Here is a 15,086-nt window from a genome sequence, read left to right as displayed (position 1 = left end):
CTTGAGAGGGTTTTAAAGTGAGTCACGTGCAATCCCATTACTGACACGGACGATATCGGACATCACCGCGAGAGCGATCTCTGCCGGAGTTTTACTCCCAAGGTTCAACCCTATCGGGGCACGAATCCGGGAAAGCGAGCGCTCAGTCAGCCCGCCGATTCTGCTGACTCTCTCCAGGCGTTTTTCACTGGTACGACGCGACCCCATGGCGCCGATGTAAAAAGCGGACGTGCGCACAGCTTCGAGCAAAGTCAGATCATCCAGTCGCGGATCGTGAGTCAGAGCAACTACGGCGGTCGCTGCATGACATCCAAACTGGGAAATGTAGGTAGCAGGTAGCGCCTCTACAACTTTGACTCCCTCAAGAGAAAACCGGGAAGTCAGCTCTCGGCGCGGGTCGCAGACGATTACTTCAAACCCAAGCGAAACGGCAAAGCTTGCGCAAAACTCTGCCACCGGGGACAAGCCTGCCACCAGCAGCCTGTGCGCCGCGCCGATTCGGATGGAGACATTGACGCCTGCAACGACCACCACAGCCGTAGGCGCAGAAGCCACTTCCAGCGTACGAGTCGTCGTCCCCAGGACAATATGTCGAATCGAAAGACTTCGTCCCTCCAGTGAGTTCAGCAAGATTGCAAAATGCTCCAGCGCTTCACAATCCGAATCAAAGCGCTCGACAAGCACATCTAGAACCCCGCCACACGGTAGCTCTCTCGATGGCGTCAGCCCTCCTTCACCATATCGAAGGACTTGGCTGTGCAAGCCAAAATCACCAAGTCCAAGCCTTTGCAGAAAGTCATCTTCGACACAACCGCCCGACAGCGAGCCTCGAAACTCCCCCGTTTCAAGTGCCACGAGCATCGCACCCGGTCCGCGAGGTGCCGAACCATAGGTCGATAAAACAGTGCTTAGCCATACGCTATGGCCCTGTTGAAGCCACTCCAATCCTTGATGGATAACTTGAAGGTCAAGGTTATTCATGCCGACGCAACCTAGGTTATCGAACCGCAGAAAAGGGAGGTCGGCTTGGGCGAGAAACTTGACCCTGCCTACCTGGCTCATGCGCTAGGAGAGGACCCACCGCGACAATAACGTCGCGAGCACAGCCAAGAGTATGGCCCGTCATGCTGACTGGCACTTGCCCAATCGGAGCGCGTTATTGCCTATTCCAACTGTTAAGAGCGTGGAAAACCGACTTGTAACTGATTATTACGGGCAAAAGAGTGCTTGAAATGATCGCCAGGCGACGGTCTGCGGTGCCGGTGGGATCATCATTAACACCGCGAGGGCGATGGCGAGCCCTATAAAGCATGCGGCAGCATAACCCACGCTTTCCGGCCCCAGGACGTCATGACTCGCCCGCCCAAGAAGTTCCGATTGGACCAACGCCGCCGAATGCCATTAGGCACCACCCAACGACGGTGCCGGTGAACCCGGCCAGACATTCAAGAATGTCTGCCAGATGCGTATAGGCCGTGAACATCCCGCAAAACACAAGAATCGACAGCAGAGCATGCCCCAGCATCAAGGGACTTTTGAGTACGCGCATCTGCACAAAAAGCGACTGTTTGAAGGCAACCCTGCTGTACTGCTCAGCGCAGGCATCACTGGCATGCAGCGCTCGTAACCGTCAGCTATCGGGCCAAATGCAGGCAATAGCAGCGCAAAGGGCTTCAATGGCCAGACGTCAGAATGAGCATACGCCGCCCGCTCGACGTGTGCTCATTCGTTACCCGATGGAAAGATACATCCGCCCCCACGTAAAAGCGTTTTCACCTCTTCGCTCAGCTGTGCAGGGCTTTGGCTCAACTGTTCAAAGAGCTTCGAGCCTGGGCGTACGTACGATTGCGAATCGTGTTTCGCACTCCACAAGACGATGTTCAGCAAGATCGGAACGAGGTCTATGCCCTTCTCGGTCAACCCATAAAAGTCCTTGCGCCGGTCATCGGGGCTGGGCTTCTTCGACAGAATTCCCTGTTCCTCAAGAAAGGCAAGACGGGATGCCAGGACGTTGGTCGCGATGCCCTCCTCCGACTTGAGGAACTGGCCGTAGGTCTTTTTCCCAGTAAAGACGATGTCGCGGATGATCAGCAGCGACCACTTGTCGCCGAATATCTCCACGCCGTAATTCACTGCGCAGTGAGACCGGAAGGCCTCTTTAGGTATGGTTTTCATGACCGGATCTTAGCATTGCTTGCGCATTGCAAGTAAATATTCAGATTGTTACTTGCTTTTAGCAAGTAACAAGACCAGCATGATTTCCGTGGCAAGCGCGGTCGTCGAAGCGTTCGACGCCCTGCCCATGAGGATTCAGCATATGAGCACTATCAGCGTCATCGGCTCAGGTGGCATGGCCACCACTATCGCCAGCGTTGCTGCCCGGGCCGGTCACGCTCCTCAGAAGGGCCAAACCATGCTTGTTTTCATCAGTGGCGGTACCGGCCAGGTTGGTTCGTACGTCGTCTCCGACCTCATTGCAGCCGGTCACGAGGTCGTCGCTCTGAATGGCTCAGACGCGTCGCGAGCGTCTTTGCGCTCGGGGAGGCGCCGGCGGGCTTTTCGGGGTCGGCAAACTCTCCACCACGCGCCTTGACGCTGACGGCGGGGCGCCGGATCGCAAATGCGCCCGGCACGGTCCTCTCGCACCTTTTGCCACACTCCATCACTCACAAGGAGCACGCATATGCACGTTTTTGTAACCGGCGGCACCGGCCATTCCGGTCCGTACATCATCAGCGACCTTATCGCGGCCGGCCATGAGGTCACCGCCCTGGCCCGCTCCGATACGGCCGCGGCGCAGGCTGCGGCACTCGGCGCCAAGGTGCGTCGCGGCAATCTGGAGGATCTCGACGGGCTCAAGGAGGCGGCCGCAGCTTCGGACGGCGTCATCCACGTCGCGCACCGACAGGATCTGATGCCAACAGGCGGGATCAACGCCGTTGCGGCCGCGGAGCTTGAGATCATGCTCGCCTATGGTGAAGCGCTAGCCGGAAGCGGAAAGCCGCTGGTCGTTTCTGGAAGCGTCGGTTCGCCTGGGTGGGAGGGTCTAGGCCGGCCGGCCACCGAGGAGGACGCACCCCTTCCCGGTGGCGATCCGTACAAAAACACCCTGCGGGTTCGCAACATCGTTGAAACCACGGTGATCGGTCTCGCTGAAAAGGGCATACGGTCTTCGATCGTGCGGATCCCTGAGATCATGCACAGCTCCACCGATAACGCCGGCTTTCTGCCGCTGTTGATCGGGCTGGCCAAGGAAAAGGGCGTCGTTGGCTATCCCGCAGACGGCACCAACCGTTGGGGCGCCGTGCACGCCCGTGACCTCGCCACCGTGTTTCGCCTGGCGCTGGAGAAAGGCGCTGCGGGCAGAAGCTGGCATGCAATCGCCGACGTGGCTGTCCCCTACCGCCAGATCGCCGAAGCCATTGCCAGCCGGTTGAATCTGCCGGCCGTGCCGATTCCCGGGGACGTGCTGATGCTGCCTGGCTACTTCGGCTTCCTTGCGAATCTGGTCACGCTGGACACCCCGACATCGAACGCCATCACACGCCGGGTTCTTGGCTGGGAACCGACCCAGCCGGGGCTCTTCGACGATCTTGATAACGGTCATTACTTCCCCGCCGACTGATTAGACGGCGGGACGCCTTCGAGCCGCACTGCGCCCGGTGGGTGGCAAGCCGCGACGGCGTACCCAGTCTATAAACGACAGAAATACCTGATTCCAACAGGAGGCTGCACATGAGCACTATCAGCATCATCGGTTCGGGAGGCATGGCCACGGCTGTCGCTGCCCGTATCGCCAAGGCCGGACACACCGTCGAGGTGGTCAGCCGCAATCCCGCCAAGGCGCAGGCGCTTGCCGACAAGCTCGCTCGCGGGGCAATCACGGGGACTTACGGCGCCACTCCGGTGGGCGACATCGTCATTTTCGCCGTGCCATACACCAGTGCGATGGCGGTACTGGCCGACTTTGGGAAAGCGCTCGACGGTAAGGTGATCATCGATATCACTAACCCGATCGCTTCCGATCTCTCGGGCCTCGTTACCCCCCTGGGCAGTTCCGGCGCGCAGGAGATCGCCAAGGGCGCCCCCGCCAGCGCCCATGTAGTCAAGGCGTTCAATACCCTCTTCGGCCATGTACTTGACAAAAATGAACGTCTGGACGCGTTCATCGCGGCGGACGATGCGCATGCCAAGGCGCGCGTGTCGGCCTTTCTCGAGAGTCTCGGCCTGCGTCCGCTGGATGTCGGCGGCCTGCAAATGGCCCAGACGCTGGAGTGGCTCGGTCTGATGATGATCGGCCTGGCTAAAAACGGCGCTGGCAGCTGGGACATCGCCATGAAGGTCGATATCGGCTGAAGCACCGATAGCACTTTCTCATCATCAGGCCCACAACGTGTCCGATCAGATCGGACACTTCCCGGGTAATGAAATGGAGAGATTTCGATGAGCACACAAGAGAATGTTCAGACCGTAAAGCGTTTCTTTGCAGCCTTGGGCCGCGGCGATAAGACAGGTCTGCTGGCGTTGTCCGCCGAAGATATCCAATGGATTATTCCAGGCGAGGGTTGGCCGCTTGCCGGCACGCACCTCGGACACCAGGGCCTGGCAGATTTGCTGCAGAAGGCGTCCGAAATAGAAACCTCATTCCCGCAGCCCCCCGAATATGTAGCGCAGGGAGACCGGATTATCGTGGTCGGATTCGCCACCGGGAAAGTCAAGGCCACGAACAAGACATTCGAGGACCATTTTGTCTTCGCCATGACTGTTCGAAATGGCAAAGTGACAAACATCCGCGAATACATAGACACGCAAGCACTGGCACGTTCCTCTAAGAGAGGGTGAGCTGTTCGTTATAAGCTCGCTGAAGCCAACCTCACACTTGAATAGAATTTACGCCGGAGTCGCCATGCAGATGCAGACCAGGGACGGGCCGTTTGAAGGTTCATGCCACTGTGGGAATGTCCGCCTGGCCATTTCCCATTCACCCCTTCACCTGATCAAGTGCAATTGCTCGATCTGTTTCAGACTGGGAGCACGTTGGGCTCATTACGACGCTTCGATGGTCAAAATTGAAGGACATCCCCGGCACACGTCAGCGTACGTATGGGGTGGAAAAACCTTGCAGACGTTTCGCTGCAACACCTGCGGATGCGTCACGCACTGGGAGGCGCTGGCCCCGGAAGCGGGCGCCGAGGTGGGCATCAACATGAACAACTTCGATCAGAGTCTGGTCCAGCGCATCGCGGTGAGAAATTTTGATGGTGCCAACACCTGGACCTACCTCGACTGAATGCACACATCGGGTCAGGAACCAGGACTCGCGCCTACTTCGGCAGCCCGCGCCAGGGCTTGCGTGTCGACGTACTCGCGAATGCTCGTCAACTTTCCATTGCGCACGGTAATCGCGAAGACCCAATGGTCCTCGAAAGTCTTATTCGTGGCTTTGACTTTGCCCTCAGTGAAGCCGATCACCAGAACCCGATCTCCCTGCGCTACGTACTCCGGGGGTGTCGGGGATGAAATTTCCATTGCGCAAGCCTTCTGAAGCAGATCGTCCAGTCCCGAGTGCCCGCGATGCGTGCCGGCCAGCGGCCAATCCCTTCCCGGAATGATCCACTCAATATCATCGGTAACCAGCGCGAGCAGATCCTGCCTGTTGCCGGCCCCCATCGCTGCAAAAAAGTCCTTCACTGTCTGGATATTTTGTTGAATGCTCATCGAGTTTTCTCCACTTTCGAGGATTGCCTTGCTAGCGCCAGCCAGCATCGCATCGGAAATTGCGAGCACGAGTGTCAGTCGAACTTGACCAGGTCCTTGAAGATCAACTGACCCCAACTATTCCCGCGCGCCTGCACAAGCAGGCCACCTTCGGCAAGCCCGCCAAGTGTGATCGGCGAGAAACCGAGACGTTGCGCAAGCGCCGCGACATCCGCTGCGGCATGGTCATCGTCGCTCGCCAGGAACACCACCCGCCTGCCACCCTTCACGGCGGGGTCCTGGTCAAGGACGGCAGCGCCCAAATGATTGAAGCCCCTCACCAGCCTTGCGCCGGTGAAGGCCTGCGCCACGACCCGGGAAGAAGGCTGACCTCCCAGCTCTTCAGGGGGCACGCCGTAGGCGTTGGTCACGTCGATGATGGTTTTTCCTTTCCAGGTCGCCAGCGCCTTCGCGACATCGCGGTGCGACTCGAAACGGACAGCCAAAAAGACGATATCCGCCTCCAGGGCCGAGGCCAGGTCTTTGGCAATGATCCCGGGTCCGATCGCGGCCGCAGCGGATGCAAAACTTTGCGGGTCACGGGTGGTGGCGACCGACACTTCGATGCCGTTGCGGGCAAACGCCTTGGCCAAAGCCTGGCCGATATTGCCGAAGCCGATAATTGCGTAGCTCATAGGGTTTCCTTGGGTGTTGTAGGCCCCATGGCGCCCCGATCAACTGAACGGAGCGCCATGGGGCGGGCGTGTCAGAGTTGCGCCAGGCCGCCGTCGACGGCGACTTCGCTGGCGGTCATGAAACTGCTGTCCGACGAGGCCAGGAAGGCAGCGACGGCGCCGATCTCCGCCGGGTCGGCCATGCGCTGAAGTGGGGTCATCGCGGCATAGGCCTTCTGGCCCTCCTCGCCCAGTGCTTGCTTGGCGAGTTCGGTCGCCGTAGCTCCGGGCGACAGCACGTTGACCCGGATGCCGGTACCCTTCAGGTCGTGCGCCCAGGTCCGCGCCAGGTTGCGCACTGCCGCCTTGCTCGCGCTGTAGGCACTCATTCCCGGGGCGCCCGTGGTGCCGGCGCTGGAACCGGTCAGGATGATCGAACCGCCCTGGCCCATCAGCGGGAGCGCCTTCTGTACTGTGAAAATCGTACCCTTGACGTTGGTATCGAAGTGTTCGTCGATGTGCTCAGCGGTGATCTCGCCCAGTTGGGCCTGGCTTCCCGCACCGGCATTGGCGAAGACGATATCCAGGGTACCGCGCTCGGCCTTCACCGCAGCATAAAGACGCTCGAGGTCGGCCTCATTGGACACCGAGCCCCTCACCGCGCGGGCATTAGGCCCAAGTTCGGCCACCACGGCGTCGAGCGTTTCCTGCCGGCGACCGAAGATGAAGACGATGGCGCCCTCCTCGATGAAGCGCTGTGCTGCTGCGCGGCCGATGCCGGTCGCGCCGCCGGTGATCACGGCGGTTTTGCCATTCAATCTGGTCATGTCGTGCATCCTTCGTTGAAGTTATCCGAAAGCAGAGAACTGCTTGCTTGAGAACGAGGATGCAGTCCTGATAACCTAACGACAAGTATGCACATTTTGGTAAGTATCAAAAAATGACGACATCACCTGAAATCTGCGGCACCGGCTGCGGGCTCAACGCCACGCTGCGCATCATCTCCGGCAAGTGGAAACCGTTGGTCCTTTTTTTCCTGCGCGACGGCGCAAAACGCTATGGCGAGCTCAAGCGCTTGATCCCGGGCGTCAGTGACAAGGTGCTGATCCAGTCCCTGAAGGATCTGCAAGCCGATCGCGTACTGGCGCGAACCGACTACAGGGAGGTGCCTCCACGCGTGGATTACACGCTGACCCCGCTGGGTCGCGGCCTGGCTGAGGCAATCATCCCGCTGTGCACCTGGGGAACCGAGAACGCGGCGCAGATGGCAGACATCTTCGCCGAGCGCGAAACTTCGTCCTGACCAGCTGTGAAAACCGCTCCGTCGGACGATCCTGCGCAGGGGGGTGAGCAAATCGAAAGCCGTCAGTGATGTCCAAGCGCGGTCGAGGGCAGCCGTTGGCCGTTGCGCCTCTGAGCACCCCGCTGGTCGCAAATACCCGGGGCCGGCGCCGTAGCGTCCACACTCAACGTTGCGACTCTCAAGGAGGCGTAGCGTATGAACATCAACCCACTGAGTGTGGTGGTCGCGACACTGCTTTGCGCAGCCAGCCTGACCAAGCTCGCAGACCCACCGAAAAAACATAGCGGGATCACTGTCGAGAAAGTAACTCCTTCCTCCCAGCCAGCGACAAACTCGGCATATTCGGCCACGTACGACGACGTTGCCGATACAGCGGATGGAAACATCCAGGCGACCGGCAGTAACGCTGCCCAGTTGGCGCATCCCGAAGTTCAAGGAGCAGCAGAGCGATCCACTGACGATGTGAATGCCCTGCGAAAGAGCAGTGAATGAAGCTGCTGTCTCAGAGGTGTTAGAAACCGCCTTCTGAGTGTCCGAAGCCCGAAACGATCTCTGCCATCGCTGGCTGCACTATCATCCGGCAAGGTAACCAAACCTCTCATCTCGGGCTTCGCACATTACCTCAGGCAACGGAACGGCTGTCTGCTTGAATGGTTCTCTTGAAGAATCCGCCACCGCCCGGTCTTGACTGATGATCTTCCTCACCCGCGTGTGAACTGCACTTATCGGGAAGCCTTGTTGGGCAGGTAACCTAAGCAGACTCTCAGACACGTGCGTGCGCTCAATGCTGCCGATTGCCGAGTTGCCGCAGGGCTGTGCGCAGCCTGGCCGAGAACCGTCGACCGGCCTTTCAACACTACTTGCTTTGGGGGAGGTTTTTTATCGGGCGCTTTTGCACCATCATGGGCCGCATGCCTGCAGCCCATTCTGACCGAGCCCGTTGATGAATTCCGACGTCCCCACCTTGAAGCCCTTCAGCCGCTATCAAAAATTCGTGGTCGGCCTGCTGGCTACCCTGCAGTTCGCGGTGATTATCGACTTCATGCTCATGGCCCCGCTGGGCGCGATGATCATGCCGGCGCTGAGCATGTCCGCCCGCCAGTTTGGCCTGGTGGTCAGCGCCTATGCGTTCAGCGCCGGTCTTTCCGGCCTGCTGACAGCTGGCTTTGCCGATCGCTTCGATCGCAAGAAACTGCTGCTGTTCTTCTACAGCGGGTTCGTCATCGGCACCCTCTGGTGTGGCCTGGCGGCCAGCTTCGAGACCTTGTTGCTGGCACGCGTGGTCACCGGTATCTTCGCCGGGGTGATCGGCTCGATCGTGCTGGCCATCGCCGCCGACCTGTTCGCCCCGCAATCTCGCGGCCGGGTGATGGGTGTGATCCAGACCGCCTTCGCCGCGAGTCAGGTGCTGGGGTTGCCGGTGGGTCTGTATCTGGCCAACCACTGGGGATGGCATGCGCCTTTCCTGCTGCTGGCGGCCATGGGCGCCGCCGGGGGGCTGGTGATCCTGCTGGTCATGCGTCCGGTGGCCGACCACCTGGCCACGCGTCAGGAGCACACAGCTTTTGCTCACCTGTTCAACACCCTGGCGGCGCGACGCCACTGGGCTGCCTTCGCCGCGACCGGCCTGCTGACCACCGGCGGCTATATGCTGATGCCGTTCGGCAGCGCCTTCACCGTCAATAATCTGGGCATCGACATCGGCAGCCTGCCCTCCGTGTACCTGTTCACCGGTCTGTGCACCATTGTCACCGGCCCGCTGATTGGCCGCGCCAGCGACGCTTTCGGCAAGCTGCCGGTGTTCTACCTGGGCAGCGCGCTGACCATCATCATGGTCACGATCTACACCCACCTCTCCAACGTGCCGTTGCCTTGGGTCATCCTGGTCAACGCCGTATTGTTCGTGGGCATTTTTTCCAGGATCATCCCCTTCCAGGCCATGGTCGCCGGGGTCCCGGAGCCGTCTCATCGCGGCGCGTTCAACGCTGTCAGCGCGGCCATCCAGCAGTTGTCAGGCGGTTTCGCCTCGCTGGTGGCCGGGCACATCGTACTGATCGGTGCCGATGGCAAGTTGCAGCATTTCGACGTGGTGGGTTACTTGCTGGTCGCGACCACGCTGGCTGCCGGTTATCTGGTCTGGCGGGTACAGCGCGGCCTGTTGGCACGCCCTTGAGTGGCAGACAGGCTTTCGCCCCTGCGTGCAGGCTGGCCGCCAGACCCCGGCTTATCCGGGGGCGAACCGATGCTGACCTTTGCCGCGGCGCTTGGCTTCATACATCGCCGAGTCGGCGGCGCGCATCAGCTCTGCAACGGTGTTCCCGTTGCTTGGCAGACAGGCAATGCCTACGCTTGCGCCCAGGCGGAAACTGTCCTGATCGGCGCTCACCTGGCCGATCAGCTTCTGCGCGACAGCGGCTGCATCGTCCGGCCCGTTGACGCCCTCAATGATTACAGTGAACTCGTCACCGCCGATCCTCGCCAATTGGTCGTAGGGTCGCAGACAGGCCTGTAATTGATGGCTGACCCATCGCAGTGCCTCGTCGCCACGATCATGGCCAAACAGGTCGTTGATCTGCTTGAAACCGTCCAGGTCAAGGTACAGCAGGGCACTCATCTGGCCGCTACGCTGATTGCGCGAAATGGCCGCCTGTAACGCCTGTATGAAGCCGCGGCGGTTGAGCAATCCGGTCAGCGCATCGGTGATCGTCATGACTTCGAGTTGGCGATGAAGCTCGCGCACCGCTGACATGTCCAGCGCAAGCAGTGTCATCGCATCCTGCCCTTCAGACAGCGGTGAAACGGATAACGCCACCGCCAGGCTTTGACCGTCCCGGTTACGCAGGTTGGCGTCGTGCAGGCGCAGGCTTTCACCGCGCCGAAAATGATCCAGCCAGACCGACGTCTGCCAGTCGTCATCCCTTGGGGTCTCGATCCAGTCCAGCAACTCACTGCCCTGTAATTGCGCCTCAGACGTGCCGAGCATGCGAACAATGGCCGGATTGGCGAAACGGATTAGCCCGTCGCTGCCGACCACCAGTATGCCTTCGGCGGTATTGTCGAGAATCGATGCGTTGAACGCCCGCGCGCGCTCCAGCTGCTGGCCGGTGTGCAGAAGGTCGCGCCGATAGCGATCATGCTCCAGCAGGACCCGGGCCTTGTGCACCAGCATCGCCGGGTGGACAGGTTTGGACATGAAATCCACCGCGCCGGCGGAATATCCCTGGGCCAACACGGCGTCGGTCTGGCGCATGCCGGAAATGAAGATGATCGGGGTGAATCGAGTGTCCGGGTCAGCCCGCATCCGCCGGGCGACTTCAAAGCCGTCCATGCCGGGCATTTGTACATCCATCAGCACCAGGCCGATGTTGCCGCCGGCCATGCACGCCAGCGCATCCTTGCCGCAGCTGACGCAACGCACCGGCCTGCCAAGCTCTTCGAGCAATTCCTGCATTTGCTCAAGATTGTCCTCCTCGTCATCGACGACCAGGATTTCCAGCATTTCACCTTGTGTGTGCAACCTGCACCTCCCTGTCCCTGACGGCCCGTCACTGAAATCGTGCGCGGCAAACGATCGCCGGCAGACACTGCGATAGCATAGCCGTGGATACAGGAGCGGGTGGTTTCCTGGATCCTTTTTCCCTCGCAGGGGTGCTCAGCGCAGGGTCAGCACCCCGGCGATACGCGTGTACTCCTTTGTCCGCGCTTTCAAGCAGGCGCAAGGGCTGACCCCTACCCAGCATCGGGCCTCACGGCGTGCCGCCGGCGCTGCATCCGGGACTACATGTGGCCTGGCAACCGCTGAGTAAACACCTCCCTAGCGGCCTTGTGTCGTCCCCGCAAAACCCTCAAGGCGTCGTTCGTGGCAGAATCTCCCTGAATTGATCATTTCGGAGACCACCATGCTTCGTGCATTTGAACGATGGCTCGACCCCTTCCCGCCCGACGAAGTACCGCCGCCGCCCGACGGCCTGGCGCGATTCCTGTGGGCCTGCACCCGCGGTGCCCGCGGCTATATTCTGGCGCTTGCGCTGCTCAGTGCCGCAGTGTCGATCTATGAAGCCTGGCTGTTTTCCTTTCTCGGGCAGGTCGTGGACCTGCTCTCGACCTGGCAAGCAGGCGGCGATGCGGCCGGACAGGAAAGCCATGTGCTGTGGGGTATCGCCATCGTCCTGCTGACCAGCGTCGGTTTGGTGGCATTGCGCACGATGGTGCAGCACCAGGTATTGGCGATCAATTTGCCGTTGCGGCTGCGCTGGGACTTCCATCGCCTGATGCTGCGGCAAAGCCTGTCTTTCTTTTCCGACGAGTTCTCCGGCCGGGTCACCACTAAGGTGATGCAGACCGCATTGGCGGTGCGCGAGGTGCTGTTCACAGTGATCGAGATCGCCCCGGGGATCGGCGTGTACTTCATCGCGATCATCGCCCTGGCTGGCGGCTTCGCGCCCAAACTGATGCTGCCTTTCATGGCCTGGCTCGCCTTGTTCGGGCTGGCCATGTGGTACTTCGTGCCGCGTCTGGGCAAAGTCGGGCAGGAACAAGCCAACGCGCGGTCGTCGATGACCGGGCGTATCTCCGACGCCTACACCAACATCACCACGGTGAAGCTGTTTTCTCACTCCAAACGAGAAGCGCATTTTGCCCGCGCGGCGATGGAAGACTTCAAACAGACCGGCTTTCGCCAGATGCGCCTGGTCAGCCAGTTCGAGATCGTCAACCAGGCATTGGTGGTCGCCTTGATCATGGCGGCAGGCGGTTACGCCTTGTGGCTTTGGCACCACGGGGAAGTCGGCACCGGTGCAGTGGCCGCGATCACCGCCATGGCGCTGCGCATCAATGGCATGTCGCACTGGATCATGTGGCAGATGACCTCATTGTTCGAGAACATCGGCACCGTTCAGGACGGCATGGCAACCCTGACCCGTGGCCCCAAGGTGCAGGATGCCCCGGACGCGGGCGTGCTGGTGACCTCAGGCGGCGCGGTGACCTTCGACAACGTGAGTTTCAACTACAACGGCGAACGCCAGGTGCTCGACGGGCTCAGCCTGGCGATCCGCCCGGGGGAAAAAATTGGCCTGGTGGGCCGCTCCGGCGCAGGCAAATCGACGCTCATCAACCTGTTGCTGCGCTTCTACGACGTGGACAAGGGCGAGATTCGCATCGACGGACAAAACATCGCGCACGTGACCCAGGACAGCCTGCGCAGCGCCATCGGCATGGTCACCCAGGACACTTCCCTGCTGCACCGCTCCATTGGCGACAACATCGCCTACGGCCGCCCCGACGCGACCGAGGCGCAGATTCGCAGTGCGGCGGCCAGCGCCCAGGCCGATGGTTTCATCAGCCAGCTCAGCGACCGCCAGGGCCATAGCGGCTACGACACGCTGGTGGGCGAGCGCGGCATCAAACTGTCGGGCGGCCAACGCCAACGCGTCGCCATTGCCCGGGTGATGCTCAAGAACGCGCCGATCCTGCTGCTAGACGAAGCCACCAGCGCGCTGGACTCGGAAGTCGAAGTGGCCATCCAGGAGAGCCTCGATGAAATGATGCAGGGCAAGACGGTGATCGCCATCGCCCATCGGCTGTCGACGATTGCGGCGATGGATCGGCTGATCGTGATGGACGACGGACGCATTATCGAACAAGGCACCCACGCCGAACTGCTTGGCAGGAACGGCACCTATGCGCGGCTGTGGCAGCATCAGAGCGGCGGGTTTCTGGGTGAGGATCAGGGCGTGGCTGAATCTATCGAGCAGGCCTGAGAGCCAACGACCCTGGCAGTCACCTGCAGATGACTGCCAGGGGTGCACGCCGCCCCAAGCTTTTGCGTCAGCCTTGTGCAATGCCCTATTCGCCGGCTCCCCCCTGATCTTTTGAGGTACAAGCAGACGCAGCGGCATCCATGCCCTGCGCCGGAACCATTGCTGCGCCCGATACAAACCCCTGTCGCAGGCGCGCAGCTGTTCGGGCTCTGAGCCCGCCGGCCGCCTTCCCATCACTTTCATTGATTTTGCAAATGTCGTTTTCGGAATTGCAGTTTAAGTATGATGGTCATAATGTTACGTCCATCGGCGACCTGCCCTGTGTTCTGCGGCCCGCCGTCGCTCATGCCATCGGGTGCTTTCTGAGTGCGTAATGCCAGCTTTCCGCCAATCAACTCATCCAACTTTCGAAGACAAATCATGAAAACTGTTCATTACCTGAAGACTCACAACCGCCCGATCGCAAGTGCAGTAGCAATGGCAGTCGCGGGTTTGCTGACGCTCAATCTTGCCGGCTGCAACGATGCCAGTGGCAAGCCTGCCGACGCAGCAGTGGCGCCCGGTGCCGTTGTTTCCGCCGCGACGGTGATCGAGAAAGGCATCATCGAAACCCAGGAGTTTTCGGGTCGCATGGAGGCCATCGAACGCGTTGATATCCGTGCTCGCGTCGGCGGCTTCATCACCAGCGTCAACGTCAACCCTGGCGCCATCGTCAAGAAAGGTGACGTGCTGTTCGTGATCGACCCTCGCCCCTATCAAGCCGAGGCCAACCGCACTGAAGCCGCTGCCGCCGCAGCACGGGCCAAGGTTGAACTGGCAAGAATCGAACTGGCCCGGTCGTTGAAACTGATCGGCGAAAAAGCCATTGCGCAGCGTGAACTGGACGAAGCCAGCGCCAACTTCAAGGAGCTGGACGCCAGTGCTCGCGCCGCCGAAGCGCAGTACGAAAACGCCCGATTGAACCTCAGCTACACCCGTGTCACCACGCCGATCGACGGCCGTGTCGGCAAGGCCGATATCACCTTGGGCAACCTGGTCGATACCAGCGCCGTGCTGACCAAGGTCGTGTCCGACGACAGAATCTACGCCACGTTCGACGGCGATGAAGACACTTACCTGCGTGTCGGCAAGGCCCATCACAACGGCAAGGACGTCAACGTCAAAGTCGGTCTGGCAAACGAACAGGGCTTTCCCCATGAGGGCAAGCTTGAGTTCGTTGACAACCAACTTGACCCCCAGACCGGCGGCGTACGCATGCGCGCGATCTTCGTCAACGCCGACAAATCCCTGGCCCCGGGCCTGTTCGCTCGCGTGCAGCTGCAAGGCGGTACCGAAGGCGGCAACCAGAGCCAGACCGTGCTGATCAACGAGCGCGCCATCAGCACCGATCAGGACCGCAAGTTTGTCTTCGTCGTCAACCCGCAGGACCAGGCTGAATACCGCCAGGTCACGCTGGGTGCCACGGTCGATGGCCTGCGCATCGTGCGCAGCGGTCTGAAAGCGGGTGAAAAGATCGTCGTCAATGGCCTGCCGCGCGTCATGCCTGGCGCCACCCTGGCACCGCACATGGTTTCGATGGATTTCGATCCTGACGCACCGGTGGTCCAGGCCACTTCCGACGCTAAACCAGACACCAAGGCGAAAGGGTAATCG

16 protein-coding genes and 1 pseudogene are annotated in these 15,086 nt (G+C 60.5%); 10 read left to right on the top strand and 7 right to left on the bottom strand.

The window, feature by feature from the left end:
* Positions 1–12 precede the first annotated feature (12 nt).
* From ACI2KS_RS11475 to ACI2KS_RS11465, 3 genes and pseudogenes are all read right to left on the bottom strand, one after another.
* Positions 13–981, bottom strand: a complete 969-nt coding sequence (locus ACI2KS_RS11475) for an XdhC family protein (protein ID WP_404620155.1) — start codon at positions 979–981, stop codon at positions 13–15.
* A gap of 370 nt (positions 982–1,351) precedes the next feature.
* A pseudogene (locus tag ACI2KS_RS11470) lies at positions 1,352–1,543 on the bottom strand (MFS transporter); the annotation flags it as partial.
* A 179-nt stretch (positions 1,544–1,722) separates the two neighbouring features.
* Complete coding sequence (locus tag ACI2KS_RS11465; RefSeq protein ID WP_404620153.1) at positions 1,723–2,175, bottom strand: winged helix-turn-helix transcriptional regulator; 453 nt, start codon at positions 2,173–2,175, stop codon at positions 1,723–1,725.
* Between the two features lie 79 nt (positions 2,176–2,254).
* Between ACI2KS_RS11465 and ACI2KS_RS11460 the strand changes: the two genes are divergently transcribed.
* From ACI2KS_RS11460 to ACI2KS_RS11440, 5 genes are all read left to right on the top strand, one after another.
* A complete protein-coding gene (locus tag ACI2KS_RS11460; protein ID WP_404620151.1) occupies positions 2,255–2,593 on the top strand; it encodes an NAD-dependent epimerase/dehydratase family protein in 339 nt (112 codons plus the stop codon).
* 90 nt (positions 2,594–2,683) lie between these two features.
* Positions 2,684–3,625 (top strand): SDR family oxidoreductase, encoded by a 942-nt coding sequence (locus ACI2KS_RS11455; protein WP_404620149.1) that lies wholly within the window; start codon positions 2,684–2,686, stop codon positions 3,623–3,625.
* A gap of 110 nt (positions 3,626–3,735) precedes the next feature.
* Complete coding sequence (locus ACI2KS_RS11450; protein ID WP_404620147.1) at positions 3,736–4,356, top strand: NADPH-dependent F420 reductase; 621 nt, start codon at positions 3,736–3,738, stop codon at positions 4,354–4,356.
* 87 nt (positions 4,357–4,443) lie between these two features.
* Positions 4,444–4,842: a nuclear transport factor 2 family protein gene (locus ACI2KS_RS11445; RefSeq protein WP_404620145.1), complete on the top strand. Its 399-nt coding sequence runs from the start codon at positions 4,444–4,446 to the stop codon at positions 4,840–4,842.
* A 277-nt stretch (positions 4,843–5,119) separates the two neighbouring features.
* Complete coding sequence (locus ACI2KS_RS11440) at positions 5,120–5,290, top strand: hypothetical protein (RefSeq protein WP_404620143.1); 171 nt, start codon at positions 5,120–5,122, stop codon at positions 5,288–5,290.
* Positions 5,291–5,304: 14 nt separating this feature from the next.
* On the opposite strand, the gene ACI2KS_RS11435 is transcribed toward ACI2KS_RS11440, so the two are convergent.
* From ACI2KS_RS11435 to ACI2KS_RS11425, 3 genes are all read right to left on the bottom strand, one after another.
* The gene (locus ACI2KS_RS11435; RefSeq protein ID WP_404620141.1) at positions 5,305–5,718 is read right to left on the bottom strand and encodes a nuclear transport factor 2 family protein; all 414 of its coding nucleotides are present in this window, start codon (positions 5,716–5,718) and stop codon (positions 5,305–5,307) included.
* Positions 5,719–5,792: 74 nt separating this feature from the next.
* On the bottom strand, positions 5,793–6,392 hold the full coding sequence (locus ACI2KS_RS11430) for an NADPH-dependent F420 reductase (RefSeq protein ID WP_404620139.1): 600 nt from the start codon (positions 6,390–6,392) through the stop codon (positions 5,793–5,795).
* Positions 6,393–6,463: 71 nt separating this feature from the next.
* A complete protein-coding gene (locus tag ACI2KS_RS11425; RefSeq protein WP_404620137.1) occupies positions 6,464–7,198 on the bottom strand; it encodes an SDR family NAD(P)-dependent oxidoreductase in 735 nt (244 codons plus the stop codon).
* A gap of 113 nt (positions 7,199–7,311) precedes the next feature.
* Here ACI2KS_RS11425 and ACI2KS_RS11420 point away from each other — a divergent pair, with 113 nt between their 5' ends.
* The 3 genes from ACI2KS_RS11420 (at position 7,312) to ACI2KS_RS11410 (ending at position 9,847) form a co-directional block, all read left to right on the top strand.
* Positions 7,312–7,674, top strand: coding sequence for a winged helix-turn-helix transcriptional regulator (locus ACI2KS_RS11420; RefSeq protein ID WP_404620135.1), 363 nt, complete (start codon positions 7,312–7,314; stop codon positions 7,672–7,674).
* A gap of 195 nt (positions 7,675–7,869) precedes the next feature.
* Positions 7,870–8,166: a hypothetical protein gene (locus ACI2KS_RS11415; RefSeq protein WP_404620133.1), complete on the top strand. Its 297-nt coding sequence runs from the start codon at positions 7,870–7,872 to the stop codon at positions 8,164–8,166.
* A gap of 451 nt (positions 8,167–8,617) precedes the next feature.
* A complete protein-coding gene (locus ACI2KS_RS11410) occupies positions 8,618–9,847 on the top strand; it encodes an MFS transporter (protein WP_404620131.1) in 1,230 nt (409 codons plus the stop codon).
* Between the two features lie 51 nt (positions 9,848–9,898).
* On the opposite strand, the gene ACI2KS_RS11405 is transcribed toward ACI2KS_RS11410, so the two are convergent.
* Positions 9,899–11,191, bottom strand: coding sequence for a diguanylate cyclase domain-containing protein (locus tag ACI2KS_RS11405; RefSeq protein ID WP_404620129.1), 1,293 nt, complete (start codon positions 11,189–11,191; stop codon positions 9,899–9,901).
* A 382-nt stretch (positions 11,192–11,573) separates the two neighbouring features.
* On the opposite strand from ACI2KS_RS11405, the gene ACI2KS_RS11400 reads away from it, so the two are divergent.
* On the top strand, positions 11,574–13,433 hold the full coding sequence (locus ACI2KS_RS11400) for an ABC transporter ATP-binding protein (RefSeq protein WP_404620127.1): 1,860 nt from the start codon (positions 11,574–11,576) through the stop codon (positions 13,431–13,433).
* 420 nt (positions 13,434–13,853) lie between these two features.
* Positions 13,854–15,083, top strand: a complete 1,230-nt coding sequence (locus ACI2KS_RS11395) for an efflux RND transporter periplasmic adaptor subunit (RefSeq protein WP_404620125.1) — start codon at positions 13,854–13,856, stop codon at positions 15,081–15,083.
* The last annotated feature ends 3 nt before the right edge of the window (positions 15,084–15,086 follow it).

The sequence above is a fragment of the Pseudomonas sp. NPDC087358 genome (assembly GCF_044900785.1).
Classification (GTDB): domain Bacteria; phylum Pseudomonadota; class Gammaproteobacteria; order Pseudomonadales; family Pseudomonadaceae; genus Aquipseudomonas.
This window is presented reverse-complemented; position numbering and strand designations above follow the sequence as displayed.